The 24,835-nt window shown below is 51.3% G+C and carries 26 protein-coding genes; 5 read left to right on the top strand and 21 right to left on the bottom strand.

All coding sequences use genetic code 11. The features are described from left to right. Positions 1-3 precede the first annotated feature (3 nt). Together rpsF and OH663_RS16320 are read right to left on the bottom strand one after the other, a co-directional pair. Positions 4-399 carry a 30S ribosomal protein S6 gene (gene rpsF, locus OH663_RS16325; RefSeq protein ID WP_006686337.1) on the bottom strand — a complete coding sequence of 132 codons (396 nt, stop codon included), beginning with the start codon at positions 397-399 and terminating at the stop codon, positions 4-6. 159 nt (positions 400-558) lie between these two features. Then, positions 559-1,323 (bottom strand): TSUP family transporter, encoded by a 765-nt coding sequence (locus OH663_RS16320; protein ID WP_045439023.1) that lies wholly within the window; start codon positions 1,321-1,323, stop codon positions 559-561. A 297-nt stretch (positions 1,324-1,620) separates the two neighbouring features. Between OH663_RS16320 and yjfY the strand changes: the two genes are divergently transcribed. Further along, positions 1,621-1,896, top strand: a complete 276-nt coding sequence (gene yjfY / locus OH663_RS16315; protein ID WP_200012452.1) for a DUF1471 family protein YjfY — start codon at positions 1,621-1,623, stop codon at positions 1,894-1,896. A gap of 134 nt (positions 1,897-2,030) precedes the next feature. Here yjfY and OH663_RS16310 read toward each other — a convergent pair whose 3' ends face one another. From OH663_RS16310 to ulaA, 6 genes are read right to left on the bottom strand one after another with little or no spacing between them, the layout of a single operon-like run. After that, complete coding sequence (locus OH663_RS16310) at positions 2,031-2,717, bottom strand: L-ribulose-5-phosphate 4-epimerase (protein WP_200012449.1); 687 nt, start codon at positions 2,715-2,717, stop codon at positions 2,031-2,033. After that, entirely contained in the window at positions 2,717-3,571 is an 855-nt protein-coding gene (locus tag OH663_RS16305) for an L-ribulose-5-phosphate 3-epimerase (protein WP_200012446.1), read from the bottom strand. Before OH663_RS16305 ends, OH663_RS16310 begins: the two co-directional genes overlap by 1 nt. Before the next feature lie 9 nt (positions 3,572-3,580). Further along, a complete protein-coding gene (ulaD, locus tag OH663_RS16300) occupies positions 3,581-4,231 on the bottom strand; it encodes a 3-keto-L-gulonate-6-phosphate decarboxylase UlaD (RefSeq protein ID WP_045439012.1) in 651 nt (216 codons plus the stop codon). 13 nt (positions 4,232-4,244) lie between these two features. Continuing rightward, positions 4,245-4,712, bottom strand: a complete 468-nt coding sequence (ulaC, locus tag OH663_RS16295) for a PTS ascorbate transporter subunit IIA (RefSeq protein WP_045439010.1) — start codon at positions 4,710-4,712, stop codon at positions 4,245-4,247. 9 nt (positions 4,713-4,721) lie between these two features. Next, entirely contained in the window at positions 4,722-5,027 is a 306-nt protein-coding gene (gene ulaB / locus OH663_RS16290) for a PTS ascorbate transporter subunit IIB (protein WP_045439008.1), read from the bottom strand. Positions 5,028-5,042: 15 nt separating this feature from the next. Next, positions 5,043-6,440, bottom strand: coding sequence for a PTS ascorbate transporter subunit IIC (gene ulaA, locus OH663_RS16285; RefSeq protein ID WP_045438997.1), 1,398 nt, complete (start codon positions 6,438-6,440; stop codon positions 5,043-5,045). Positions 6,441-6,803: 363 nt separating this feature from the next. Between ulaA and ulaG the strand changes: the two genes are divergently transcribed. Both ulaG and ulaR read left to right on the top strand, forming a co-directional pair. Next, entirely contained in the window at positions 6,804-7,868 is a 1,065-nt protein-coding gene (gene ulaG, locus OH663_RS16280; protein ID WP_200012443.1) for an L-ascorbate 6-phosphate lactonase, read from the top strand. A 105-nt stretch (positions 7,869-7,973) separates the two neighbouring features. Beyond that, positions 7,974-8,729 carry an HTH-type transcriptional regulator UlaR gene (ulaR, locus tag OH663_RS16275; protein ID WP_045438991.1) on the top strand — a complete coding sequence of 252 codons (756 nt, stop codon included), beginning with the start codon at positions 7,974-7,976 and terminating at the stop codon, positions 8,727-8,729. Here ulaR and yjfP read toward each other — a convergent pair. After that, complete coding sequence (gene yjfP, locus OH663_RS16270; RefSeq protein WP_200012440.1) at positions 8,726-9,475, bottom strand: esterase; 750 nt, start codon at positions 9,473-9,475, stop codon at positions 8,726-8,728. The genes ulaR and yjfP overlap by 4 nt on opposite strands. A gap of 181 nt (positions 9,476-9,656) precedes the next feature. Between yjfP and bsmA the strand changes: the two genes are divergently transcribed. Both bsmA and yjfN read left to right on the top strand, forming a co-directional pair. After that, positions 9,657-9,986 (top strand): biofilm peroxide resistance protein BsmA, encoded by a 330-nt coding sequence (gene bsmA, locus OH663_RS16265; protein ID WP_071828881.1) that lies wholly within the window; start codon positions 9,657-9,659, stop codon positions 9,984-9,986. 147 nt (positions 9,987-10,133) lie between these two features. Next, a complete protein-coding gene (yjfN, locus tag OH663_RS16260) occupies positions 10,134-10,409 on the top strand; it encodes a DUF1471 family protease activator YjfN (RefSeq protein ID WP_136345327.1) in 276 nt (91 codons plus the stop codon). Between the two features lie 93 nt (positions 10,410-10,502). On the opposite strand, the gene OH663_RS16255 is transcribed toward yjfN, so the two are convergent. The 12 genes from OH663_RS16255 to mutL all read right to left on the bottom strand — a co-directional run bounded on the left by OH663_RS16255 (position 10,503) and on the right by mutL (position 24,829). After that, a complete protein-coding gene (locus OH663_RS16255; protein ID WP_045438971.1) occupies positions 10,503-12,125 on the bottom strand; it encodes an isovaleryl-CoA dehydrogenase in 1,623 nt (540 codons plus the stop codon). Between the two features lie 121 nt (positions 12,126-12,246). Beyond that, the gene (rlmB, locus tag OH663_RS16250) at positions 12,247-12,978 is read right to left on the bottom strand and encodes a 23S rRNA (guanosine(2251)-2'-O)-methyltransferase RlmB (RefSeq protein ID WP_045438969.1); all 732 of its coding nucleotides are present in this window, start codon (positions 12,976-12,978) and stop codon (positions 12,247-12,249) included. A gap of 72 nt (positions 12,979-13,050) precedes the next feature. Further along, positions 13,051-15,513: a ribonuclease R gene (gene rnr, locus OH663_RS16245; protein ID WP_200012437.1), complete on the bottom strand. Its 2,463-nt coding sequence runs from the start codon at positions 15,511-15,513 to the stop codon at positions 13,051-13,053. 38 nt (positions 15,514-15,551) lie between these two features. Then, positions 15,552-15,977, bottom strand: a complete 426-nt coding sequence (nsrR, locus tag OH663_RS16240; RefSeq protein ID WP_045438964.1) for a nitric oxide-sensing transcriptional repressor NsrR — start codon at positions 15,975-15,977, stop codon at positions 15,552-15,554. 232 nt (positions 15,978-16,209) lie between these two features. Then, positions 16,210-17,508 carry an adenylosuccinate synthase gene (gene purA, locus OH663_RS16235; RefSeq protein ID WP_045438961.1) on the bottom strand — a complete coding sequence of 433 codons (1,299 nt, stop codon included), beginning with the start codon at positions 17,506-17,508 and terminating at the stop codon, positions 16,210-16,212. 102 nt (positions 17,509-17,610) lie between these two features. Further along, positions 17,611-17,808, bottom strand: coding sequence for a DUF2065 domain-containing protein (locus tag OH663_RS16230; RefSeq protein ID WP_003025602.1), 198 nt, complete (start codon positions 17,806-17,808; stop codon positions 17,611-17,613). Between the two features lie 81 nt (positions 17,809-17,889). Further along, the gene (gene hflC / locus OH663_RS16225) at positions 17,890-18,894 is read right to left on the bottom strand and encodes a protease modulator HflC (protein WP_045438957.1); all 1,005 of its coding nucleotides are present in this window, start codon (positions 18,892-18,894) and stop codon (positions 17,890-17,892) included. Between the two features lie 2 nt (positions 18,895-18,896). Further along, entirely contained in the window at positions 18,897-20,150 is a 1,254-nt protein-coding gene (gene hflK / locus OH663_RS16220; protein WP_048222322.1) for an FtsH protease activity modulator HflK, read from the bottom strand. 126 nt (positions 20,151-20,276) lie between these two features. Further along, on the bottom strand, positions 20,277-21,557 hold the full coding sequence (gene hflX / locus OH663_RS16215; RefSeq protein ID WP_045438953.1) for a ribosome rescue GTPase HflX: 1,281 nt from the start codon (positions 21,555-21,557) through the stop codon (positions 20,277-20,279). A 73-nt stretch (positions 21,558-21,630) separates the two neighbouring features. Further along, positions 21,631-21,939, bottom strand: a complete 309-nt coding sequence (gene hfq, locus OH663_RS16210; protein WP_045438949.1) for an RNA chaperone Hfq — start codon at positions 21,937-21,939, stop codon at positions 21,631-21,633. Between the two features lie 84 nt (positions 21,940-22,023). Continuing rightward, a complete protein-coding gene (gene miaA, locus OH663_RS16205) occupies positions 22,024-22,974 on the bottom strand; it encodes a tRNA (adenosine(37)-N6)-dimethylallyltransferase MiaA (protein WP_048222323.1) in 951 nt (316 codons plus the stop codon). After that, the gene (gene mutL / locus OH663_RS16200; protein ID WP_200012434.1) at positions 22,967-24,829 is read right to left on the bottom strand and encodes a DNA mismatch repair endonuclease MutL; all 1,863 of its coding nucleotides are present in this window, start codon (positions 24,827-24,829) and stop codon (positions 22,967-22,969) included. Before mutL ends, miaA begins: the two co-directional genes overlap by 8 nt. Between the last annotated feature and the right edge of the window lie 6 nt (positions 24,830-24,835).

The following is a 24,835-nucleotide window of genomic DNA, read 5'->3' as shown; positions in this document are numbered from 1 at the left end:
AAATTACTCTTCAGAATCCCCAGCATCTGCATCATCTGCGGTTTCGTTTGCGAAATCATCGCGACGTTCACGACGCTCGTCTTTCGCTTTAACCATCGGAGATGCTTCGGTAACAGCGTGCTTAGTACGCATTACCATGCTACGGATAACGGCATCGTTGAAGCGGAAGTTTGTTTCCAGCTCATCGATAACTTCCTGCGGCGCTTCAACGTTCAGCAGAACGTAGTGAGCTTTGTGCAGTTTGTTGATCGGGTAAGCCAGCTGACGGCGGCCCCAGTCTTCCAGACGGTGGATCGTGCCTTCTGCTGCAGTGATTGCACCAGTGTAGCGTTCGATCATACCCGGAACCTGTTCGCTCTGGTCAGGATGGACCATAAAAACGATTTCGTAATGACGCATCGAATTGCTCCTTACGGATTATTCAGCCTCCTGTCTGGGTCAGCCGAGGCCCGGGGAGGCAAGGAACGTGTTAAAGGTCGGCTGAAAAATTGACGCGTAATCATACTTGCGCCTACAGCCAAACACAAGGCGATTGTTCGATTATTTATCATGGCGTCATTAATACATATCCAGCAGCATTTTGACGCTGATGCAAATGGAGACAATCACAATCATCGGTCTGATGACTTTCTTTCCTCGCGTCAGCACCACCGTGGCCCCCAGGCGCGCACCGAGGGATTGTCCCACGAACATGACCAGCCCGAGCGACCAGATCATTTTACCGCCGAAGATAAAAAACAAAATCGAGGCGATGTTCGATGCCAGATTAATAAAGTTAGAGTGGATTTGCGCCTTATCTATGCTGTATCCCCAAAGCAGGATATAGCAGAGCGTATAGAAAGAGCCGGCCCCAGCGCCAAGAAACCCATCATAAAAACCCACGCACCCACCGCCGATAAGTGAAAAAAGAAGCAGTGACACCTGCTGTTTTCTTTTCGGTTCACTGAGATTAGGGGCAAATATGAAATAGATGGCGACGGCGATAATCAGTACCGGCAGCAACTTTTTTAGCAGGTCCGGCTCAATAAACTGGATTAATGTGGTGCCCAGCGCAGAACCAATAAAGGCAGATAAAAATACATATTTGTGTTCCTGAACATTGATATGCCCTCGGCGTAAAAAATAAATCCCGGAGGTGAGCGAACTGCCCAACGCCTGAATTTTATTGGTCGCCAATGCGTTGGCCGGCGGCAAACCGGAAATCAACAATGCGCCAATAGAGAGAAACCCACCGCCCCCCGACACTACGTTAATAAAACCAGCTACCAGCGCAACCATAAACATAATCAGGAAATAGCTGAAATCCATGAATGAAGTATCCATAAGTTTTTGCCTTATAATCATAAAGTTATATTATTTTTCAGCTCACTATAGACGGCGTACTCATTCGGTTAAATTGACCATTTGGTAAGAGGTTATGCCTGGAAAACAGGAATTTTTAACCACAGCGGTAGACATCAGCTAACTGTTAATTAAAGGAAAGACAGGCATGCGGTAATTTTTTGAACAACTGCATCAGAAATGGTCGCTATCGACTCCGTCGGTAACGGTTAAAATTAAATCAGAAGTTATCTACTCACAGGAGAAAGCGAACCAGAGACCGCAGTCGAGGAGGTACATATGCGAGCCCGTGTTTTGACCCTTCTGGCTGTACTTTTGCTCAGTGCAAGTGCAACAGCAGCCATCAAGATTGACAATCATCAGGCCAGAAATATGGATGATGTGCAGAGCTTAGGCGTAATTTACATAAACCATAACTTCGCCACTGAAAGTGAAGCCAATCAGGCCCTGAATGAAGAAACAGATGCTCAAGGCGCTACCTACTACCGCGTAATCCTCACCAGGGAGCCAGGTAGTAACGGAAATATGCGCGCCAGCGCGGATATTTATCGCTAGCTATCCAGAAATAACCAACGAGAACATTGCCACAGTTTGACTTGCCCCCTTCATTGGGGGCTTTTTTTGCAGTAAAACGCATCCGGAGCTGATCGATAACATCCCCTGAAAGCGTTAGCTCCGGAGCGTTTTGTTTATTTCTGTCCGTAATAGGCGTTCGGGCCGTGCTTACGCATGAAGTGTTTGTTCATCAGGTAGCCATCAATGGGATTGAGGCATGGGTTGATGCCGCGCGCAATCCACGCCATCTTCGCCACCTCTTCCATCACCACTGCGTTATGTACCGCCTCATGGGCAGTTTTCCCCCACGCAAACGGACCGTGCTGATACACCACCACACCTGGGGTATGCAGCGGTTCAACGTCCCCCAGAGTTTCAATGATGACCTTGCCGGTGTTCAGCTCATATTCGCTCTGTACCTCTTCTTCGTTTAACGCCCGGGTGCAGGGAATATCGCCAAAGAAATAATCCGCATGCGTAGTGCCAAGTGCCGGGATCGCCAGCCCCGCCTGCGCCCATGCCGTCGCATGGGTTGAGTGGGTATGCACCACGCCGCCGAGCGACGGATAGCGGCGGTACAGTGCCAAATGCGTCGCAGTATCAGAGGAAGGACGATAACGCCCTTCCACCACGTTCCCTGTCATATCGACCACAACCATATCGTCTGCGGTCATGGCCTCATAAGCAACACCGCTGGGTTTGATCACTACCCACCCGCGTTCGCGGTCGATGCTACTCACGTTACCCCAGGTAAAAGTCACCAGTCCGTAGCGCGGCAAATCCATGTTGGCATCGAACACCTGCTGTTTAAGCTTTTGCATTACGCCGCCTCCACCAGACCAACGCTTGCCATACGCGCTTTCACCCAATCACGCGCTTTCGCCACTTCTCGTGCCGGATCATCTGCCGTTTCACTCCACATCTCAATCAGGTATGGCCCGCAATACCCACTCTGCTTGAGTGTCGCAAAACAACGTTCGAAATCCACCACGCCCTCGCCAAACGGCACGTTTTTGAACACACCGGGTTTGGTGTCTTTAACGTGTACCGCCACGATATGTCCTATCCCGGCCTGTAATTCCATCTGCACGTCGTTATCCCACGCCGACAGATTGCCAATATCAGGATAAAGCTGGAACCAAGGATTGTTCAGGTAGTGCGCATAACCCAGCGCCTTGCTGATCGAGTTCATCAGGGGATAATCCATAATCTCCATCGCCAGCGTCACCTGAGCACGACTCGCCATTTCCACGCTCTCTTTCAGCCCATCGCGAAAACGACGACGCGTTTCGTTATTGGCCTTCTGGTAGTAAACGTCGTAACCCGCCAGTTGGATCACGCGAATGCCAATATCCTGAGCAAATCGGATCGCTTTACGCATGATCTCCAGTCCCTGGTCACGCACCGCGTCATCTTCGCTACCGAGCGGAAAACGACGATGCGCACTCAGGCACATGGAAGGGACACGCACACCGGTTTCGGCAATCGCACTTACCAGCGCCAGACGCTGCTCACTGCTCCAGTCCAGGCGCGCCAGGCGGTCGTCTGTTTCATCAACAGACATCTCAACAAAATCAAAACCCAGTTCTCTGGCAAGATTCAGCCGCGTTTGCCAGCACTTCCCGACGGGGAGCGCTTTTTCATAGATACCGAGCGGGATCTGTTTCGACAACATAACCGCTCCTTAGCCCCAAAGTTGGGCGATGGAACGTTTGAACTGACGAGCAGCTTCTACCGGTGAGGCTGCATCACGAATGCTGCGACCGGCGATAAAAACATGGATTGGAATGCCTTTGAACAGCGGTAGATCCTCCAGCGCCAGACCGCCGGTAACGGTGACTTTGAAGCCCATATCGGCCAGACGTTTGATGGCGCTGATATCTGCGTCCCCCCACGCCACACCTGCGGCCTGTGCATCGCGACTACGGTGATACACAACCTGTCCAATGCCCGCGTCACGCCATTCCTGCGCCTGTTCCCAGGTCCAGTAACCGGTCAGTTCAATCTGTACATCGCCATTGAATTCTTTCGCCACATCCAGCGCACCTTTGGTGGTGTTGATATCCGCACAGCAGATCACAGTCACCCAGTCAGCGTTGGCTTCAAAGCACATACGAGAAAGAATTTTGCCTGCATCGGCAATTTTGGCATCCGCCAGTACGATTTTATGCGGATACAGCGCTTTAAGATCGCGAACCGCACGCACGCCTTCAGCGACACAGAGAATCGTACCAACTTCAATGATGTCCACTTCATCTGCAATCAGGCGTGTTGTTTCATACGCGGAAGCCATCGTTTGATTATCCAGCGCTACCTGCAACATAGGTAATGACATTTTAGTGTTCCTTTTAAGCAGCCGCCGCAGTGGCGTTATCAATTAAATCCAGTACTTCCTGCGCGGTGCGGCAGGCACGTAAACGATCAAAATTGGCTTCATCTTCAAACAGATTAACAATCTGCATGATGCCAACCTCCTGATGCGTGTTGGCATCCACTGCCGCCATGGTGATCAGAATATCAACCGGGTCGTTATCTTCGTGGTTAAACACCAGCGGTGTTTTCAGCGTAACCAGGGCAAACCCGGTTTTCTTCACACCTTCCTCCGGGCGGCCATGAGGCATAGCCAGACCAGGTGCTATCACAAAATACGGGCCAAACTGCTCTACGCCGTCGAGAATCGCCTGGTAGTAACGCGGTTCGACAACATCGGCCTTAACCAGCAGATCGACGCCCAGCTTTACGGCTTCCTGCCAGGTGCTGGCATCAGCCTGCAAAAGGATGGCGTTATTGTCCGCTAATGAATCACGTAATTTCATATGGCGTCCTTACTTCACATCCTGCGGAAAATGTTCTTTGATCACTTCCAGCAGCTTTGGACCAAAATCGGCTGGCGATAGCATATTGCGTACGCCAACGACATATTTGTTGCCGGAAACAGTGATTTCACCGGCGATATGGGTAGAGGCGATGATGATATCTGCGCCGCTCAGCTCGCTTTTGTATTCACCCACCGCGCAACTGTTCACCGTATGGTCAATATTTGACTGGGTTAAAAACTGATCCACTTTCATTTTCATGATCATGGAACTGCCTTGCCCATTGCCACACACAGCCAGAATACGTACGGTCATAATCGGAACTCCTTATTAGGCAGATTGTCCTGCCAGTTGTTTTTCTGCATCTTCCTCAGCGCGCAATGTGCGCCCTGCGAAAAACATATAAGCCAGTGAAATCAGAATCATGACGGCCATAAAAATCAGTCCGAGTGAGGCAAAGCCCTGCATCATCGGTGGAGCCAGAATCGACCAATCCGCCATCCCCATCCAGGCGCTCATGCCGGTGAGTTTCACCGCCCAGACGCAGCCAAAGATTTCGATCATCCCCATCACAAGACAAATTTTGAGCGCCGCACGCCAGCCGCCAAAGTGGTTAGCAAACACACCAATAGTGGCGTTAGAGAAGAACATTGGGATAAAGCCAGGGATTATCAGAATGGATGAGCCGAAACCCACCAGGATACCGACGGCGATCAACTGGCCGATGGTGCCCCACATAAAACCCCAGACCACCGCATTTGGTGCAAAGCTATAAATCGCCGCACAGTCAATCGCCAGTACTGCGCCGGGAATAAGGCGTTGAGAAATACCATTGAACGCTTCTGAAAGTTCAGCAACGAACATACGTACGCCCTGGGTGATGATGAAGATCGCGACCGCGAACGAGAAACCAGTTTGCAGGATATAGATAGTCCAGTGGGTTTTACCCGCCATCGCCTGGACAACATCAATACCGAAGGAAAGCAGGATCGCTCCAAAGAAAATGGTCATCACAATGGCTGTAGAAACGATGTTGTCATGGAAGATATTCAGCCAGCCAGGCAGCTTAAGATCTTCGACGCTCTCTTCTTTTTTACCCAGATATGGCGCGAGTTTGTAAGCCATCCACGAAGCGAATTGCTGCTGGTGACCAATGGAGAAGCCGCAACCGTCGGTGACTTCCTGGGTCGGCTTGTACATCATGTTGGAGGTAATGCCCCAGTAGAGCGACACCAGCACCGCGGTACAGATAATGGTGGTCCACATCGGGTAACCGAAGATGTAGAAAGAGACCGCAATCAGCCCCGCTTGCTGGAACATGATGTGGCCGGTCAACATGATAGTGCGGATACCGGTAATACGCCGCAGCAGGACGTAACAAATGTTCAGCGCCAGCGCCAATAACACGGCGTAGCCTACCCAACTATAGGCATCGCCCATACGTTCAATGGTCGCCATCATTGAGGCGTAGGTATCTGAAATCGCGCCGTTGATGCCATAAACCTCAGACATCTTCGCCACCACTGGTTTAAAGGTGCTGGTCAGGATGCCGGACCCCGCCTGCAACAACATAAAACCGATGATTGTTTTGATCGTGCCTTTGATAATCACGCTGACGCTCTTACGCAGCAGGATGTAGCCAAGACAGGTCACAATACCCAACAGCAGCGGAGCATTGGTCATTACCTGATTAAAAAAGACGGTAAAGATGTTGTAGAGGATCTCCATAACGATCTCCAGTAAACGAAGTTGCCGGGTTTTGTTGATACCCGAATGTTGTACCCTCACTCTAATTTTCAAAAGTAATCACAACAAGATTGAATTTGATTAAATGTGACGCACCACGCAAATAATTCCTATAGATCAGGAAAGGATTAATCACCATCAACTTAAATCACGATTAAGTGCAATAAAATCAAATAAATAATAAAATACCCCAAATAAAACCTCGCGTAATTCCCTCGTAATTACACTCTGTCAGAGATGCTGATCGCGAAAAACAAGTCATTGCCAACGTGAAAAAATAGTGTCAGGATTAATCAAAACAAATCACACTTTGATTCAATCTGAACAAACATGAAGGTAAATGCGATGAGTAAAGTAAAAAGCATCACGCGTGAATCATGGATCCTGAGCACGTTCCCGGAGTGGGGAAGCTGGCTGAATGAAGAGATCGAACAGGAGCAGGTTGCACCAGGCACCTTTGCCATGTGGTGGTTAGGTTGTACCGGGATCTGGCTGAAATCAGAAGGTGGGGCTAATGTCTGTGTCGATTTTTGGTGCGGGACAGGTAAGCAGAGCCACGGTAATCCGCTGATGAAAACCGGGCATCAGATGCAGCGTATGGCCGGAGTAAAGAAATTGCAGCCAAACCTGCGCACCACGCCATTTGTGCTCGATCCTTTCGCTATTCGCCAGATCGACGCAGTACTGGCCACTCACGATCATAACGATCACATTGACGTTAACGTTGCTGCGGCCGTCATGCAGAACTGTGCCGACGATGTACCATTTATCGGGCCGCAAACCTGCGTGGATCTGTGGATCGGCTGGGGTGTGCCAAAAGAACGCTGCATCGTAGTGAAACCGGGTGACGTTGTTAAAATAAAAGACATTGAAATTCATGCTCTTGATGCATTTGACCGCACAGCGCTGATCACACTGCCAGTCGATCAAAAAGCGGCCGGCGTCCTTCCAGACGGCATGGATATGCGTGCCGTTAACTACCTGTTCAAAACGCCGGGCGGTACGCTGTATCACAGCGGAGACTCCCACTACTCCAACTACTACGCAAAACACGGCAATGAACATCAGATAGATGTGGCACTGGGTTCCTATGGCGAAAACCCGCGCGGCATTACCGACAAGATGACCAGCTCCGACATGCTGCGTATGGCGGAAGCGTTAAATACCAAAGTGGTGATCCCGTTCCACCATGATATCTGGTCAAACTTCCAGGCCGATCCGCAAGAGATCCGTGTTCTGTGGGAGATGAAAAAAGATCGGTTGAAGTATGGCTTCAAGCCGTTTATCTGGCAGGTTGGCGGCAAGTTCACCTGGCCGCTGGATAAAGATAACTTTGAATATCACTATCCACGCGGTTTTGACGACTGTTTTACAATCGAGCCGGATCTGCCGTTTAAATCCTTCCTCTAATCGCTATGATGCCGGGTTTTTCCCGGCATTTTTCTATATTTACTTTAGTATTTTCAGGCTATTTCAAATATCATCTTAAAAAATCATTTTGTATCGGAATAGCTCATGACTGAAGCACAAAGACATCAAATTCTACTCGATATGCTGGCACAGCTGGGCTTTGTGACCGTTGAAAATGTCGTAGAACGCTTAGGAATCTCACCCGCTACGGCACGTCGGGATATCAACAAACTTGACGAAAACGGCAAGCTTAAAAAAGTTCGTAACGGCGCAGAAGCCATTACTCAACAGCGGCCACGCTGGACGCCGATGAATCTGCACCAGGCACAGAATCATGACGAGAAGGTACGCATAGCCAAGGCAGCGTCACAACTGATCAATCCAGGCGAAAGCGTGGTGATCAACTGTGGATCCACTGCATTCCTGCTTGGGCGGGAAATGTGTGGCAAGCCGGTGCAGATCATTACTAATTATCTGCCGCTGGCAAATTATCTGATCGACCAGGAGCATGAGAGCGTAATCATCATGGGCGGGCAATATAACAAGAGCCAGTCCATCACACTTAGCCCGCAGGGCAGCGAGAATAGCCTGTACGCCGGGCACTGGATGTTTACCAGCGGCAAAGGACTTACCGCTGACGGGCTGTATAAAACTGACATGCTGACCGCGATGGCAGAACAGAAGATGCTTAGCGTAGTCGGCAAACTGGTAGTACTGGTCGATAGCAGTAAAGTGGGTGAACGTGCAGGTATGTTATTCAGCCGTGCCGATCAAATCGATATGCTGATTACCGGTAAAAATGCGAACCCTGAGATCTTGCAACAGCTCGAAGCGCAGGGTGTAAACATTTTGCGCGTTTAGAGATGTTGGCGGAAAAATGATACCGTCGCTGCCAGCGCTTCTGGCGTGATACGGTGGCGCACGCCAGCTTCCCACAGGCAGGTCAGATTTTTATCCAGACCTGCCTGAATCAACGCCTGTTGTAAGCGTAAGGTTTCAACGGCCGGGACCACATCGTCATCCTGTCCATGCCACAATAAAAGCGGTCTGTCGGCCAGTCGGTCCAACTGATGCGTCACATCCCACTCAGCGAGCGGAGCTATTATCGTATCGAACTCCGTCTGCTGCTCTGGCGTCTGCACGAATAAAGGTGGAAAAAGCGTATGGGCAAGGTGGGTAAAATAGCCCGAACCCATCAGGCTGGCTGCACATTTAACCTCGGGATATCGCGCCATAATACCCAGTGCCGTCATACCACCCATTGAGGCGCCCGCGATAGCAAGACGTTCATCTAATATCCAATTCTCTGCCACCAGCGCCGCACGTAACGCCGTAAATTCCTGCATGTTTTGCTGCAAAATCTGCCAGAAGCGGTACATTCTACCCTGCGTATCACCACTGAACCGCGCACCATGATCGGGTGCTTCGGGCATAACAACCCGGAACCCGGCCTGTGCCAGAGCGACGGCAAAATAGCTGTAAACCAGGCTGGAAGAAGTGAACCCGTGATAAAAGATAATGCTGGGAAGTGAAAGGTCGTGTTGACCAGCAGGAAATGCGTGCAGGACAGGAATACCAGCCAGTTGCCGTGTTTCAATTTCTATCATTTGTCGCCTCTTTCTTTCCGGTATGCCATGGAGAAATACTTAACGCAAGTGAATGTGTTCGGCAATGATTCATAATGTTGAGAACTAGGTTACGCTTTCGCAACATTTTCATTCGAAAATCGCGCGAGAGATAACATTTCGGGAACATTCCCCTAAAGGGAAATTAATAAGGCACTACACTATGGCTATCAGGAAACGAGATAGAGTTATGCGTCGGTTTGCCTCTTTGATGCTGGTTATGTTTTTAAGCGCCTGTAGCGTGCTACAGGGGACGCCACAACCCGCGCCACCTGTCGCAGACCATCCGCAAGAAATCCGCCGTGACCAGAGCCAGGGGTTACAGCGAATGGGGACAGTCAATGCGCTGGTGAGAGGCTCTCCAGATGATGCGCTGGCAGAGATTCGTGCCAAAGCTGCCGCGGCTAAAGCTGATTATTACGTTGTATTACTGGTTGATGAAACCGTGGTAACGGGCCAATGGTATTCACAAGCCATTTTATATCGTAAATAACACGGGATTGAAATTTAGTCAGCTTTACATTGCTTTGCGCCCCTATGCGTTTACCTGTGCACAATAAACCAACAGCAGGGAGCTTGAGGTTTATTATCGCGATGGAATGCCCTGCCACGTGTAGGGGTACGAATAATGGAGCTGACGATGAAACAATCACTTGCCTTATCCTCACTGCTGCTTTCTGCCGGACTGGTGGATACCACGGCACAGCCTGCCGAGTTCGCCAGTGCTGACTGTGTCACGGGTCTGAACGAAATAGGACTGATCTCTGTCAGCAACATTGCAGGAAATCCACAGGATGTGGAACGCGTTGTGGCGTTAAAAGCGGATGAACAAGGTGCCTCATGGTATCGGATCATTCAAATGTATGAAGAACAACAGCCTGATAACTGGCGTGTACAGGCCATACTCTATGCATAGCATACTGCCAGGTGTCGCTCACTTATCTGGCCTACATCGAAAGTAAGAGTGTAGGCCTGATAAGATCCTCCTGCACAGCCGCCAGGCAAGTCATTAACACAAGCCACCCGTAGCCCGTAATAACAAGTCATTCTGCACCTGTTCAGACAAACGCCGACCACCACGCGTATCCAACATCATCTGACACCAGGCCTGCGCCACTGGCGGAGATGCATAGCGCAACATCTGCGCCCCACAGCCGAGCAGGAAAAGCTGCTGCGTAATCTCCCGTCCCAGCTCCTCACTGGGTTTACGTAAGTGCTGTTGTAGCTGACGTACCATTCTGTCGTAATGTCGGTCTTGCCCTTTTACTTCAGCAAAAGCTTCACTGAGCATATCGTACATACCCGGTTGTTTCGTTAACACTCGCAATACATCGAGGCACATAATGTTCCCGGATCCTTCCCAGATACTGTTTACCGGCATCTCGCGGTACAAACGCGGCAGTTCACTCTCCTCACAATACCCCGTGCCACCAAGCACTTCCATGGCCTCTGCAACGAATGGCATACCGCTTTTACAGATGGCGAACTTTGCCGCTGGCGTAAATAATCTGGCCCACAGAGCTTCTTTCACATCGTTGCGACGATCCCAGGCTCGCGCCAGCCGAAACAGCAACGCTGTTTGGCCTTCCAACTGGAGAGCCATCCGGCTCAATACCTGTCGCATCATCGGCTGCTCAATCAGTGGTTTGCCAAATACCTGCCGCTGATGCGCATGATAAATTGCCACGGAAAAAGCGCGCCGCATCATACTGTGGCTACCAAGCGCACAGTCAAAACGTGTCATACCGCCCATTTTCAGGATATGACGAACACCTTCTCCCTCCTCACCCAGTAGCCAGCCAATCGCATCCTGAAATTCAACTTCGCAGCTGGCGTTAGAGCGGTTGCCTAACTTATCCTTCAGCCGTTCAAGACGGATAGCGTTACGCCGCCCATCAGGTAAAAATCGCGGGACAAAGAAGCAGGACAACCCTCCTTTAGCCTGTGCCAGCACCAGATGAGCATCGCTTTGCGGTACGGAGAAAAACCATTTATGCCCAATTAGCCGATACGTGCCATCCTCAAGGCGGTCTGCCTGAGTGGTATTGCTCAGCACATCTGATCCCCCCTGTTTCTCCGTCATTCCCATGCCAATCAGCAGACCGCGCTTTTTCCCGCCGGGCAGCAGATGTGAATCATAACGATCGCTGCATAGCGGTGTGAACCAGTCATGAAATTGTGGAGGTAACATATCAAGTAACAGCGGCGTGGCGGCAAACGTCATGGTAACAGGGCATAACGTGCCTGCCTCCACCTGCGCATGCAACATAAAACGTGCGGCCCGGGCAACAAATGCCCCCTGTCTTGCATCTTCTTCCCAGGCAAGATTATGTACCCGGTTGGCACACAGCCCCTGCATCAGTAAATGCCAGGCGGGATGAAAACGCACGTCATCCAGTCGCTGCCCCTGCGGATCGTATCGCAATAGTTCTGGCGGATAAGCGTTGGCCAACCGTCCCAGTTCGAGCGATTCCGCCGTTCCTAATTGCTGGCCAATACTGGCAAGAAGATCGCTGTCCCAGCCAGCCCCCTCACGATTCACCGCTTCACACAGTGCACCATCGGACAGGTATAAATTGCTGTTATTGAGCGGTACAGGTTGGTTAAAAACGGTATGCGTTTGCCAGTGCATTGTGTTTCCCTCCGTCAATGGCAGTGACCATAAGTATGGTCACTCACAGAAGAGGGTGCCTGGGATAGCGGTCACAAAAAAGCCATCCCGGAGGATGGCTTGATGGAAATGGAGAGCTCAGTTACCCGCGCTGACGAACGGCCTCAAACAGGCAGATCCCCGTTGCAACGGAGACGTTCAACGATGAGACGCTACCAGCCATCGGAATACTGATCAGCTCATCACAGTGTTCACGAGTCAGACGACGCATACCTTCACCTTCAGCTCCCATGACCAGCGCCAGGCGGCCAGTCATTTTGCTCTGATACAGAGTGTGGTCAGCTTCACCTGCCGTCCCAACAATCCAGATGTTCTCTTCCTGCAGCATACGCATCGTGCGCGCCAGGTTGGTCACACGGATCAGTGGCACGCTTTCTGCCGCGCCACAGGCGACTTTTTTCGCCGTCGCATTCAACTGCGCAGAACGATCTTTCGGGACGATAACAGCATGCACACCAGCCGCGTCTGCGCTTCGCAAGCAAGCGCCCAGGTTATGCGGATCGGTAACGCCATCCAGGATCAAAAAAAACGGCTGATCGAGTGAGGCGATCAGATCCGGCAGATCGTTTTCCTGATACTGGCGGCCCGGCTTCACGCGGGCAATAATACCCTGATGTACCGCACCCTCACTTTTCTCATCCAGAAACTGGCGGTTAGCCAACTGGATGACAACGCCCTGCGCTTCCAGAGCATGGATCAGCGGCAGCAGGCGTTTATCTTCACGACCTTTGAGAATAAAGACGTCCTGAAAGCGCTCAGGCGCACGCTCCAGCAGAGCCTGCACCGCATGGATGCCGTAAATCATTTCACTCATGAATGTACTCGTTAATAGTTTATGTGTAATGCCGGGCAGTACTTAGCTCACCCGGCTTACGGTTTATGGCCGTTATTCCGCGACTTTCTTTTTCGCCGCGCGTTTAGCTTTGGTGGCAGCAGCGATTTTAAGCGTTTTCGCCGATGGCTTTTTCGCTTTTTTGTCGCCTTTTTTCTCAGTCGCTTTTTTATCCGCCTGAGGTTTAGCTCTGCCTTTCTTCTCGCCACGGAAAGCACTATCCGGCTCGAAATTCACCTTTTTGCCCATCTGACGACGTCTGCCGGTGTTTTTACCTGCATCACCTTTTTTCGCTTTTTCGCGCGCGGTTTTACCCTCATTACGCGGTGCGCGTTCACTGGAGATCAGGCTAAAGTCGATTTTACGCTCGTCCATGTTGACGGCTTCCACACGAACTTCCACACGATCGCCCAGGCGATACATCTGACCGCTGGATTCCCCCGTCAGGCGTTGTCCAACCTGATCAAAGCGGTAATAGTCATTATCCAGTGAGGAGACATGCACCAGACCGTCAATAAACAGCTCATCAAGACGAACAAAGAAACCAAAACCGGTCACGCTGGCAATCACGCCTTTAAAGACATTACCGACCTGATCCAGCATAAAGTCGCACTTCAGCCAGTCAGAAACGTCCCGCGTAGCTTCGTCAGCGCGGCGCTCCGCCATGGAACAGTGCTGGCCCAGTTGCAACATCTCTTCCATCGAATAATGGTAGCCCCCCGTTTCCGTGGTGTTACCTTTGTGGCCCTGCTCCTGTGCCAGCAAATACTTAATTGCACGGTGCAAAGACAGATCCGGATAGCGACGAATCGGTGAGGTAAAGTGTGCATAAGACTGCAGCGCCAGACCAAAGTGCCCGCGGTTTTCTGGATCGTAAATTGCCTGCTTCATTGAACGCAGCAGCATAGTTTGCAGCATTTCCGCGTCAGGTCTGTCGGCAATTGATTCCAGCAACTCGGCATAATCACGTGGCTCTGGTTTGTTACCACCAGGCAGTTCCAGTCCCAGCTCTGCCAGTACGGAACGGAAGGAGGTGATTGCTTCAGTGGTCGGCTTGTCGTGGATACGGAACAGTGCAGGCTCTTTGGCTTTCTCAACGAATCGTGCCGCTGAGATGTTAGCCATAATCATGCACTCTTCAATCAGTTTGTGCGCGTCATTACGCTGGGTCTGTTCAATACGTTCAATGCGGCGTTCAGCGTTGAAGATAAATTTGGCTTCTTCACTTTCAAACGAGATACCGCCACGTTCTTCACGGGCTTTATCCAGCACTTTGTACAGATTGTGCAGCTCTTCAATGTGTTTAACCAGCGGCGCGTATTGCTCACGCAGCTCCTGATCGCCCTGCAGCATGTGCCAGACTTTGGTGTAGGTCAAACGAGCATGGGAGCTCATTACCGCTTCGTAGAATTTAAAGCTGGTTAAACGACCTTTCGACGAAATGGTCATTTCGCACACCATGCACAGACGATCCACCTGCGGGTTCAGCGAACACAAGCCATTGGAAAGCACTTCCGGCAGCATCGGTACAACCTGCGACGGGAAGTAGACGGACGTACCACGATTGCGAGCTTCCTGGTCCAGCGGTGTTGGTGGTCGAACATAATAGCTTACGTCAGCGATAGCCACCCATAAACGCCAGCCGCCACCGCGTTTCTTCTCACAATAAACGGCATCATCGAAGTCACGCGCATCTTCACCGTCAATTGTCACCAGCGGTAAATCACGCAGGTCAACACGGCCAATTTTGGCCTCTTCCGGTACTTCCTCTTTAAGCCCGGCGACCTGCTTCTCTACCGCCTGCGGCCAGATATAAGGGATTTCATGAGTACGCAAAGCCATATCAACGGCCATGCTAGTGCCCATGTTATCGCCCAACACTTCAACAATTTTACCTACCGCTTTGGTGCGTCGGGTTGGGCGCTGGGTAAGTTCAACCACTACCACAAATCCCATGCGGGCGCCCATTACCTCTTCAGGTGGGATAAGGATATCGAAGCTCAGGCGGCTATCATCTGGTACCACAAACCCTACGCCGGCGTCGGTGAAGTAGCGACCGACAATCTGGCTGGTTTTTGGCACCAGTATGCGCACAATACGTGCCTCGCGACGGCCTTTACGATCCGCGCCCAGCGGCTGTGCCAGAACCTGATCGCCATGGATGCAGGTTTTCATCTGTTCGCTGGAGAGGTACAGGTCGTCTTTACGTCCTTCAACGCGCAGAAAGCCGTAGCCATCACGGTGGCCAATAACGGTACCTTTCAGCAGGTCAAGACGTTCCGGCAGCGCATAGCACTGACGGCGAGTGAAGACCAGTTGCCCATCACGCTCCATAGCGCGCAGACGGCGACGTAGCGCTTCTAACTGCTCTTCACCTTCAATGTTGAGTTCAACAGCCAGCTCATCGCGGTTGGCCGGTTTTTCACGTTTGGTTAAATGTTCGAGGATAAATTCCCGGCTCGGGATAGGGTTCGCGTATTTTTCAGCTTCGCGTTCCTGGAAAGGATCATGTGACATCTCGGTTCCTCCGTTGTCATCTCTGATGAAGATTTTCGTCACTCCACCAGCAATAATTTATAAAGCGGTTGATTATTTTCAACCAAATCGGCAAGTGTGTAGTTGTCCAGTTCCGTCAGAAAACTTTGCACTGCTTTAGAAAGCGCCTGTTTGAGTCGACAGGCAGGGGTTATGTGGCAAAACTCGCTGCTACAGTTGACCAGCGATAAAGGTTCCAGCTCGCGAACCACATCGCCAATACCAATAGCCTTAGCTGGTTTGCCCAAGCGGATACCGCCGTTTTTTCCTCGAATAGCAGTAACGAAGCCCGCCCGGCTAAGTTGATTGATTATTTTGACCATATGATTACGGGACACGCCGTAGACTTCTGTCACCTCAGAAATACTGGTCATACGTCCTTCGGGAAGCGACGCCATGTAGATTAGCGCACGTAATCCGTAATCGGTGAAACTTGTTAACTGCACATCAACCTCAGGAAAAAGGGAAAACGGATAAGCCTGGTAGTATTAATTATATTGATGATAAACCAGCCACCAGCCAGGTCGCTAATTTATTTCAGTTCGGGAAGGAAAAAAGCGAGGAACTTACAAGATTTTAAGCCGGATACCAGCGTAAAACGCCTTATCCGGCCTACAAATGCCCACTCACTGTAGGCCCGACAAGCATAGCGCCACAGGCGCTATGCAACAACCATAATTATGCGTCGAACGGGTCGCGCAGGATCATAGTTTCAGTACGGTCTGGACCAGTTGAGATAATATCAATTGGTACACCGGTCAGTTCTTCAATACGCTTGATGTAGTTCAGAGCAGCCTGCGGCAGACCACTACGTTCTTTCACACCAAAGGTAGATTCAGACCAGCCAGGCATGGTTTCGTAAATCGGCTCGATACCTTTCCAGTCGTCTGCTGCCAGCGGGGTTGTCGTGACTTCACGTCCATCCGGCATACGGTACGCCACACAGATTTTCACCTCTTTCAAACCGTCCAGTACGTCCAGTTTGGTCAGGCAGAAGCCAGACAGGGAGTTAATCTGTACTGCGCGACGCACAGCAACGGAGTCCAGCCAGCCGGTACGACGACGACGACCCGTGGTCGCGCCATATTCGTTACCCTGCTTGCACAGGAACTCGCCGACATCATCAAACAGTTCAGTCGGGAACGGACCTGCACCTACACGAGTAGAGTAGGCTTTAATGATACCCAGCACGTAGTCCACATAACGTGGGCCCAGGCCGGAGCCAGTTGCCACGCCACCAGCAGTGGTGTTGGAGGAGGTTACGTACGGATAGGTACCATGGTCGATATCCAGCAGTGTACCCTGCGCACCTTCGAACATGACAAAATCGCCACGTTTACGCGCCTGGTCCAGCAGATCGGAAACATCAACAACCATAGAGGTCAGGATGTCGGCAATCGCCATCACATCATCCAGCACTTTTTGGTAGTCAACTGCTTCAACTTTATAGAAATTCACCAGCTGGAAGTTGTGATATTCCATCACTTCTTTCAGTTTTTCAGCGAAGGTTGCTTTATCAAACAGATCGCCAACGCGCAGACCGCGACGAGCTACTTTGTCTTCATAAGCCGGACCGATGCCACGACCGGTGGTGCCGATCGCTTTCGCGCCACGCGCTTTCTCACGTGCGTTATCCAACGCGACATGATAATCAAGGATCAGAGGACAAGCTTCAGACAGCAGCAGGCGCTCACGGACAGGGATACCACGATCTTCCAGTCCTTTCATCTCTTTCATCAGCGCGGACGGAGACAGCACAACACCGTTACCGATGATGCTGATGACATTCTCGCGAAGAATACCTGATGGAATAAGATGGAGGACGGTTTTTTCACCGTTGATTACGAGAGTATGGCCTGCGTTGTGACCACCCTGGTAGCGCACAACATATTTAGCCCGTTCAGTCAGAAGATCGACGATCTTCCCTTTACCTTCGTCACCCCATTGGGTGCCCAGTACGACGACGTTGTTACCCATTTTTCAAAATCACCGTTTGCTTAAAAATGGATTCTACCACCGCTTTTTCAGATATACAGCACTTTTTGCATCCAAAAATTCGTAAATTAGTCTACTTATTAATCAGCCAATCGTTTTCCTCAACATGTAGTAGACCACAACGCCCGCAACCACAAGACCGCCGCCAAAACGACGTAAAATATTTTCCGGCAGTTGTGCCATCGCAGAGATCATTTTCTTCCAGGCACTGGGATACAGCATCGGACCAAGACCTTCCAGCACCAAAACCAGCGCGAGCGCCAGCAAAATTGTTGAGTTCATCCGCTGTCCTTATATAAAAAGAAAACCACCGCATCCCTGAGGACGCCGGTGGTTTTACTGGTCTAAAACCGCTGGGCTATTTTAGCGTGTCGCGGAATTCGGTGTCTTCATGTAACGGAAGAAATCGCTGTCCGGACTCATAATCATCACGTCCTGATTACCTTCGAAGCTCTTCTCGTAAGCACGCAGGCTACGGATGAAGGCGTAGAAGTCAGGATCCTGACTAAATGCGTCGGCAAACAGTTTAGCGGCCTCCGCATCACCTTCACCACGCATAATACGGCCCTGGCGCTCAGATTCTGCCAGCGTTTTAGTAACTTCATAGTCCGCTGTTGCGCGCAGTTTTTCCGCTTCTTCCTGACCTTGTGAACGATGGCGACGCGCTACCGCTTCACGCTCAGCGCGCATACGGTTGTAGATAGCCTCGGACACTTCGGCCGGCAGGTTGATTTGCTTGATACGCACGTCGACCACTTCGATACCCAACGCCGCCATACTGTTCGGGTTGATGACCGGTACTTTACCGTTCGTTTCAGCCTGAACACGTTCAGCTGCTTCGGCAATTGCACTATCCGCCGCAGGGGTCGCTACTTCATCTTCCGTGCCAGCAGATCCGGAGTTCAGCGCGTCACGGACTTCCAGGGTCAGACGACCACGAGAATCGGTAACGATGTCTTTTACATCCAGACGACCGATTTCAGAACGCAGACGGTCAGAGAACTTACGTTTCAACAGAACTTCTGCCTGAGAAACATCACCACCGCCCGTTGCCAGGTAGTAACGGCTAAAATCGCTGATACGCCATTTAATGTAGGAGTCAACGATCAGGTCTTTCTTCTCTTTGGTAACAAAGCGATCGGCCTGGTTGTCCATGGTCTGAATACGCGCATCAAGCATTTTCACTGATTCAATAAACGGGATCTTAAAGTGCAAACCCGGTGCAAAAACCAGCGGCTTGTTGTCATCGTCGCGCAGAACTTTACCAAAGCGCAGCGTAATACCGCGCTCGCCTTCTTTGACGACAAAGACAGACATGAACAGAACTACCAGAACGATGATAATAATCGCAATAACTGACTTACGCATCGTTATTCCCCCTGACGCTGGTAGTCGTTACGCTGCGCGTTCGCGCGGCGTTGGTCCATAATATCACCCTGACTGGTGGACGAAGTGCTGCTTGCTCCAGTACTGGAGGTTGATGCCGGTGGCAGACGCAACAGGTTTGAGCTGCTGTCAGATTTTGCTGCTGGCGCATTTCCGCCTTTAAGCATCTGATCTAACGGCAGAACCATCAGATTGCCGCCCTTATCGTTAACCAGTACTTTGCGGGTATGGCTCAGCACTTTTTCCATGGTTTCAATATACAGACGCTCGCGAGTAATTTGCGGTGCGGCTTTATATTCCGGCAGAATTTTTGCAAAGCGAGCCACTTCACCCTGTGCTTCCAGGATGGTTCGCGTTTTATATGCACGCGCTTCTTCAAGAATACGCTGCGCCTGACCATTTGCGCGTGGCTGAACTTCGTTGGTGTACGCTTCAGCTTCACGGATGTATTGCTGCTCGTTTTCACGTGCTGCGATGGCATCGTCAAACGCGGCTTTCACCTCTTCCGGCGGACGTGCAGCCTGGAAGTTGACGTCCAGCAGAGTAATACCCATGTTGTATGGACGGATGGTCTCTTCCAGTTCACGCTGGGTGTCGCTACGAATAACAGTACGCCCTTCGGTCAGAATACGATCCATGGTGTATTTACCGATAACCCCACGTAAGGCGCTGTCGGTAGCCTGGCGCAGACTGTCATCAGCACTGGTTACGCTAAACAGGTAACGCTGCGGATCGGTAACACGGTACTGCACGTTCATTTCAACGCGCACGACGTTTTCGTCAGATGTCAGCATCACGCCGGATGCAGCAAGCTCACGCACAGCTTCGACGTTTACCGGAGTAACTTCGTCGATAAATGTCGGTTTCCAGTTCAGACCCGGCTCAACCAGATGGCTGAATTTACCGAAGCGTGTCACCACGCCGCGCTCCGCTTCTTTAATGGTATAGAAACCGCTGGCTGCCCAGATAATGACAATTGCCGCTGCTGCGATAGTAAAGACCCGTCCTCCCAGTTGTGGACGCGGGCCTTGCGATGAACTACCGCCACCAGAACCTGTACCTTTACCGCCACCCAGACCACCGAGTTTTTTACTCAGTTTGCGGAAGATATCATCAAGATCGGGAGGTCCCTGCTCACGACCACCTTTGTTTCCATTTCCCTCAGGGTTGCCGCCAGGTTTGCTGCTTCCCCAGGGGTCGCGGTCTTGTCCGTTATTACCGGGCTGATTCCACGCCATGTTTGTGCTCCATATTTGTTATGCGGTGATATACCCCGTTTTTTGCACTACAGGAGCGTTACCGCCTTCCTGCAACCCAAAATTCGATGAGTATTGGGCAAAAAATCCCCAGGCATTTCCTCCCGGTCAGACGATGTAATCTGCCAGGGTCGGTTCTTGTTTACAGAGGCGACGCCAGTCAACGATCGGCATACGAACTTGCAGACCTACGCTGCCATCCTCCTCCATCCACTCTTTTTCTATTGCCTGAAGTTGGTAAAACCGGCTTCTCAGACGCCCTTCCTGCGGCGGTAAACGCAACGTATGCTGCGCAACCTCACCGGAAAGCCGCTCTGTCAAAGCCTGAAAAAGTTGTGGTATACCAATGCCAGTTTGCGCAGAAACCCAAACGCGGATTGGTTTATTCTCTTCATCTCTGTCGATACGCGGTTCAAAATCATCCAGCATATCGATTTTATTCATCACCAGCAGGGTCGGGATCTCGTGCGCGTCGATCTCTTCGAGAACCGTATCCACAGCCTGAATATTTTCCTGCACACGGAAATCTGCCGCATCAATAACGTGCAGCAGCAATGTCGCCTGACGCGTCTCCTGCAAGGTGGCTTTAAACGCCGCCACCAGGTCGTGCGGCAAATGACGGATAAACCCGACGGTATCCGCCAGCACAGTTTCACCGACATCCGCTACGTCTATACGACGTAGTGTAGGATCCAGGGTCGCAAACAGTTGATCTGCTGCGTAGACCCGGGCTTCGGTTATCTGGTTGAACAAGGTGGATTTTCCGGCGTTGGTATATCCCACCAGTGAGACGGTTGGGACATCCGCTTTCTTGCGCGATTGCCGCCCCTGCTCACGTTGCTTTTCAACTTTTTCCAGGCGCGACTGTATCTGCAAAATGCGATTACGCAGCAAACGACGGTCGGTTTCGAGCTGGGTTTCACCCGGACCACGCAAACCAATACCGCCCTTTTGCCTTTCAAGGTGAGTCCAGCCACGGACCAGGCGTGTAGCCATATGACGCAACTGCGCCAGTTCAACCTGCAACTTACCCTCATGGGTACGTGCACGCTGGGCAAAAATATCTAAAATGAGGCCAGTCCTGTCGATGACAAGACACTGGCATAACTGTTCCAGGTTACGTTCCTGGGCAGGGCTTAGAGCATGATCAAAAATCACCACCGCAGCGCCTGTCGCTTTCACGGCTTCCGCAATTTCGATTGCCTTACCTTCACCAACAAAAAACTTCGGGTGCGGTGCTTTACGGCTCCCGGTAATCACCTGCATTGCTTCGACACCGGCGGAAGAAACCAGAGATTCAAACTCCTGGAGGTCTTCCATATCTTTGTCTTGCGAAAAATAGATGTGTACCAGTACCGCCTGCTCACCGGCATCATAACGGTCAAACAAGCGTCAACCCCTTAATATATATCAACGGGGAACGCAGGATCTCTGGCTCCCCGTGTGTAAAACAGCCAAAACCTTATTCGGTTTCTTCGCTGTCCTGTTGCGCAGATGAACCCTGCGCGTTGCTACCGTGATGGTAGTTACTGCTGGTGCCGCCGGTGGCGTTATTGCTGTGATGAGAAACCGGGCGAGACGGGACAACAGTAGAAATCGCGTGCTTATAAACCATCTGGCTGACCGTGTTTTTCAACAGGATCACGAACTGATCAAAAGACTCGATTTGACCTTGCAGCTTAATACCATTCACCAAATAAATAGAAACTGGAACACGTTCCCGACGCAGTGCGTTCAGGAACGGATCTTGTAAAGATTGCCCCTTAGCCATTCTCTCTTTTCCTTATATGCTTATTTGTACTTTGAACCTTTCGATTCTGAAAAATTGCGCACGATACGTTTCAATTGTACACATTCAGTTCGCGATAGCACCAACAACCTGTAATACTTCGTTTCGCGCCTGGTCAGGCTTTTCACTGTCAAGCCAGTGCACCCCATCCCAACCACGCAACCAGGTTACCTGCCGCTTCGCCAACTGCCTCGTGGCGCAAACACCTCTATAAACCATTTCATCATATGAGATTTCACCTTCAATGTATGACCACATCTGGCGATACCCAACACAACGAATGGAAGGCAAATCCGTATGCAAATCTCCTCGGGCAAAAAGCGCCCGGACTTCTGCTTCAAAACCTGAAGCTAACATCTGATGAAAACGCTGCTCAATTCGCTGATGGAGCAGTTCACGGCTCGCCGGGGCGATAGCAAACTGATGCACCTGATACGGCAAAGCATCTCCTGACGTTTGCGTCAGCTCCGTTAAAGTTTTACCCGAAATGAAAAAAACTTCCAGTGCCCGGGAAAGTCTTTGCGGATCATTTGGATGAATCCGCGCTGCGGCAACAGGATCAATCTCCTGAAGCTGCCGATGTAACGCGTCCCACCCGAGCTCTGCCGCCTGCTGTTCAATTCTGGCCCTGACCTCCGGATCCGCCGACGGTAACGGCGACAATCCCTCAAGCAAGGCTTTGAAATATAACATTGTGCCGCCTACTAACAGCGGGATGCGCCCCGCTGCAGTAATATCAGCCATCTCGGCTAGCGCATCGCGACGAAAATCCGCAGCAGAATACGCCTGTGCCGGATCGCGAATATCCAGCAATCGGTGCGGTGCAGCCTTTAGCTCTTCAGCATCGGGCTTGGCGGTACCGATATCCATCCCCTTGTAAATAAGGGCGGAATCAACGCTTATCAACTCTACAGGCAAAACTTTACGCAATTCAATTGCTAATGCCGTTTTACCGGAGGCCGTTGGCCCCATTAAAAAAATTGCCTTTGGCAGGCTCGCCTTACTGATATCACTCATGTTTCAGGGCGTTCATTACCGAATGTAAATCAACAGGTTGTAACAGACCACCCGGCGGCGCCTTCACAAGCTGCGGACAGAGCCGCTCAACATCCGCCAACAGCGTAATAGCCTGAGCCATGCTCCACTGCGGATGTTCACTCATCAGGTTACGCGCAATCCACTGTGCAATGTTGCCATGTTCGAATACGGACTGCTGCGCCAGGTAGCCTATCAGTTCAGGAATCAAGATTTGTAAATTTTGTTGGCGTAAGGGTAAAGGCACTGCTCGGATGGTCACATGCTGCGCATCCAACTGAAATTCAATGCCCAAATCCGCCAACTGGCTTTGCGCTTTTTGCAAAGCCGCCTTTTCATCTGCGGTCACTTTCAAACGCAACGGGATCAGCAATGGCTGAGCACAAACAGGTCCCTGTCCCGGCGTCAACTGCGCCTGACGCAACCAACGTTCAGCTACCGGTAGCGCCAACAGCCGGATATGTCCGTCGCATTCGAGTAACGCGCAGTCTGCACCGACGATTGTCAGGACTCGGCCAAAACTTTGGCTGTGTCCGGCAAGAGAAGACTCTGCCACGTTGGGTACAGCGGATTTGTGCGTTGGAACCGGAGCAGGTGTCTGAAGTAGTTGTTGGTAAACTTCACCCTGTTGCTTTTGATACCCAGGCTGAGCATGCGGCCAACTGGCAGATGCCTGACGACCGCCACCACTCCCTGCCGATACGGAATAACGCGGCGTAGTGGGTTCACGTGCTGGCGCAGGTTCTGCAAAGTGATTACGTCCCGCCGCAACCCGGTTTTCCGGGATATGCCTTGGTAGAGGATCTTCATCACCCTCCAACGGAAGCGATGTTTCAAGCTGTTGTTGCAGTACGCTCAGCACCCCCTGATAGATAAAATCATGCACCAGGCGGGACTGATGGAAGCGGACTTCATGTTTGGCAGGATGCACATTTACATCTACCTGATGCGGGTCAATTTCCAGATACAAGACAAATGCGGGTTGTTGATCGGCCCCTAACTTGTCTTCGCAGGCCTGGCGGATAGCGTGGTTAATCAGCCGGTCACGCATCATACGACCATTCACGTAGCAGTACTGAATTTCTGCCAATGCCGCAGTGGTGTGATTCGGGTCAGCTACCCAGCCCCGCAACGTCAAATCGCCATGCTGCCACTCAATAGCCAGCGCCTGCTCCAGAAATGGCGTACCACAAATAGCGCCCAGTCGACGCTCTTTTTGCCCATCGGCTGTCACCGCGCGGTACTGGCGCATTATTTTACCGTTGTGTGACAAATTAATCGTCACGTCAAAACGCGCCAGCGCAATGCGTCGGATGATTTCGTCAATATGATTAAACTCGGTTTTCTCGGTGCGCATGAACTTGCGCCGCGCTGGCGTGTTGTAGAACAAATCCAGCACTTCCAGCGTAGTACCCACCGGATGCGCAGCAGGTTTAACCGTCACGTCCATATCGCGCCCTTCAGCATACGCCTGCCAGGCTTCGGGTTGTTCTTGTGTACGGGACGTCAGGGTTAAACGTGAGACAGAGCTGATACTTGCCAGCGCCTCCCCGCGAAACCCGAGACTAACGATAGCCTCGAGATCGTCAAGTGAGGCTATTTTACTGGTGGCATGGCGAGCCAGCGCCAGCGCCAGCTCGTCTTTTTTGATACCACAGCCATTGTCACGAATACGGATAAGCTTTGCACCACCGCGTTCGATATCAATATCAATACGTGTAGCACCCGCATCAAGGCTGTTTTCCACCAGTTCTTTTACTACCGACGCAGGCCGTTCTACCACCTCACCTGCGGCAATCTGGTTCGCCAGCTGTGGCGGTAGAACCTGAATCGGCATGGCTAA

Origin of the sequence: Citrobacter sp. Marseille-Q5395 (assembly GCF_947057495.1) — a bacterium.
Taxonomy (GTDB): Bacteria; Pseudomonadota; Gammaproteobacteria; order Enterobacterales; family Enterobacteriaceae; genus Citrobacter; species Citrobacter murliniae.
The sequence above is the reverse complement of the archived record's forward strand: the minus strand, read 5'-3'. Positions and strand labels throughout refer to the sequence as shown.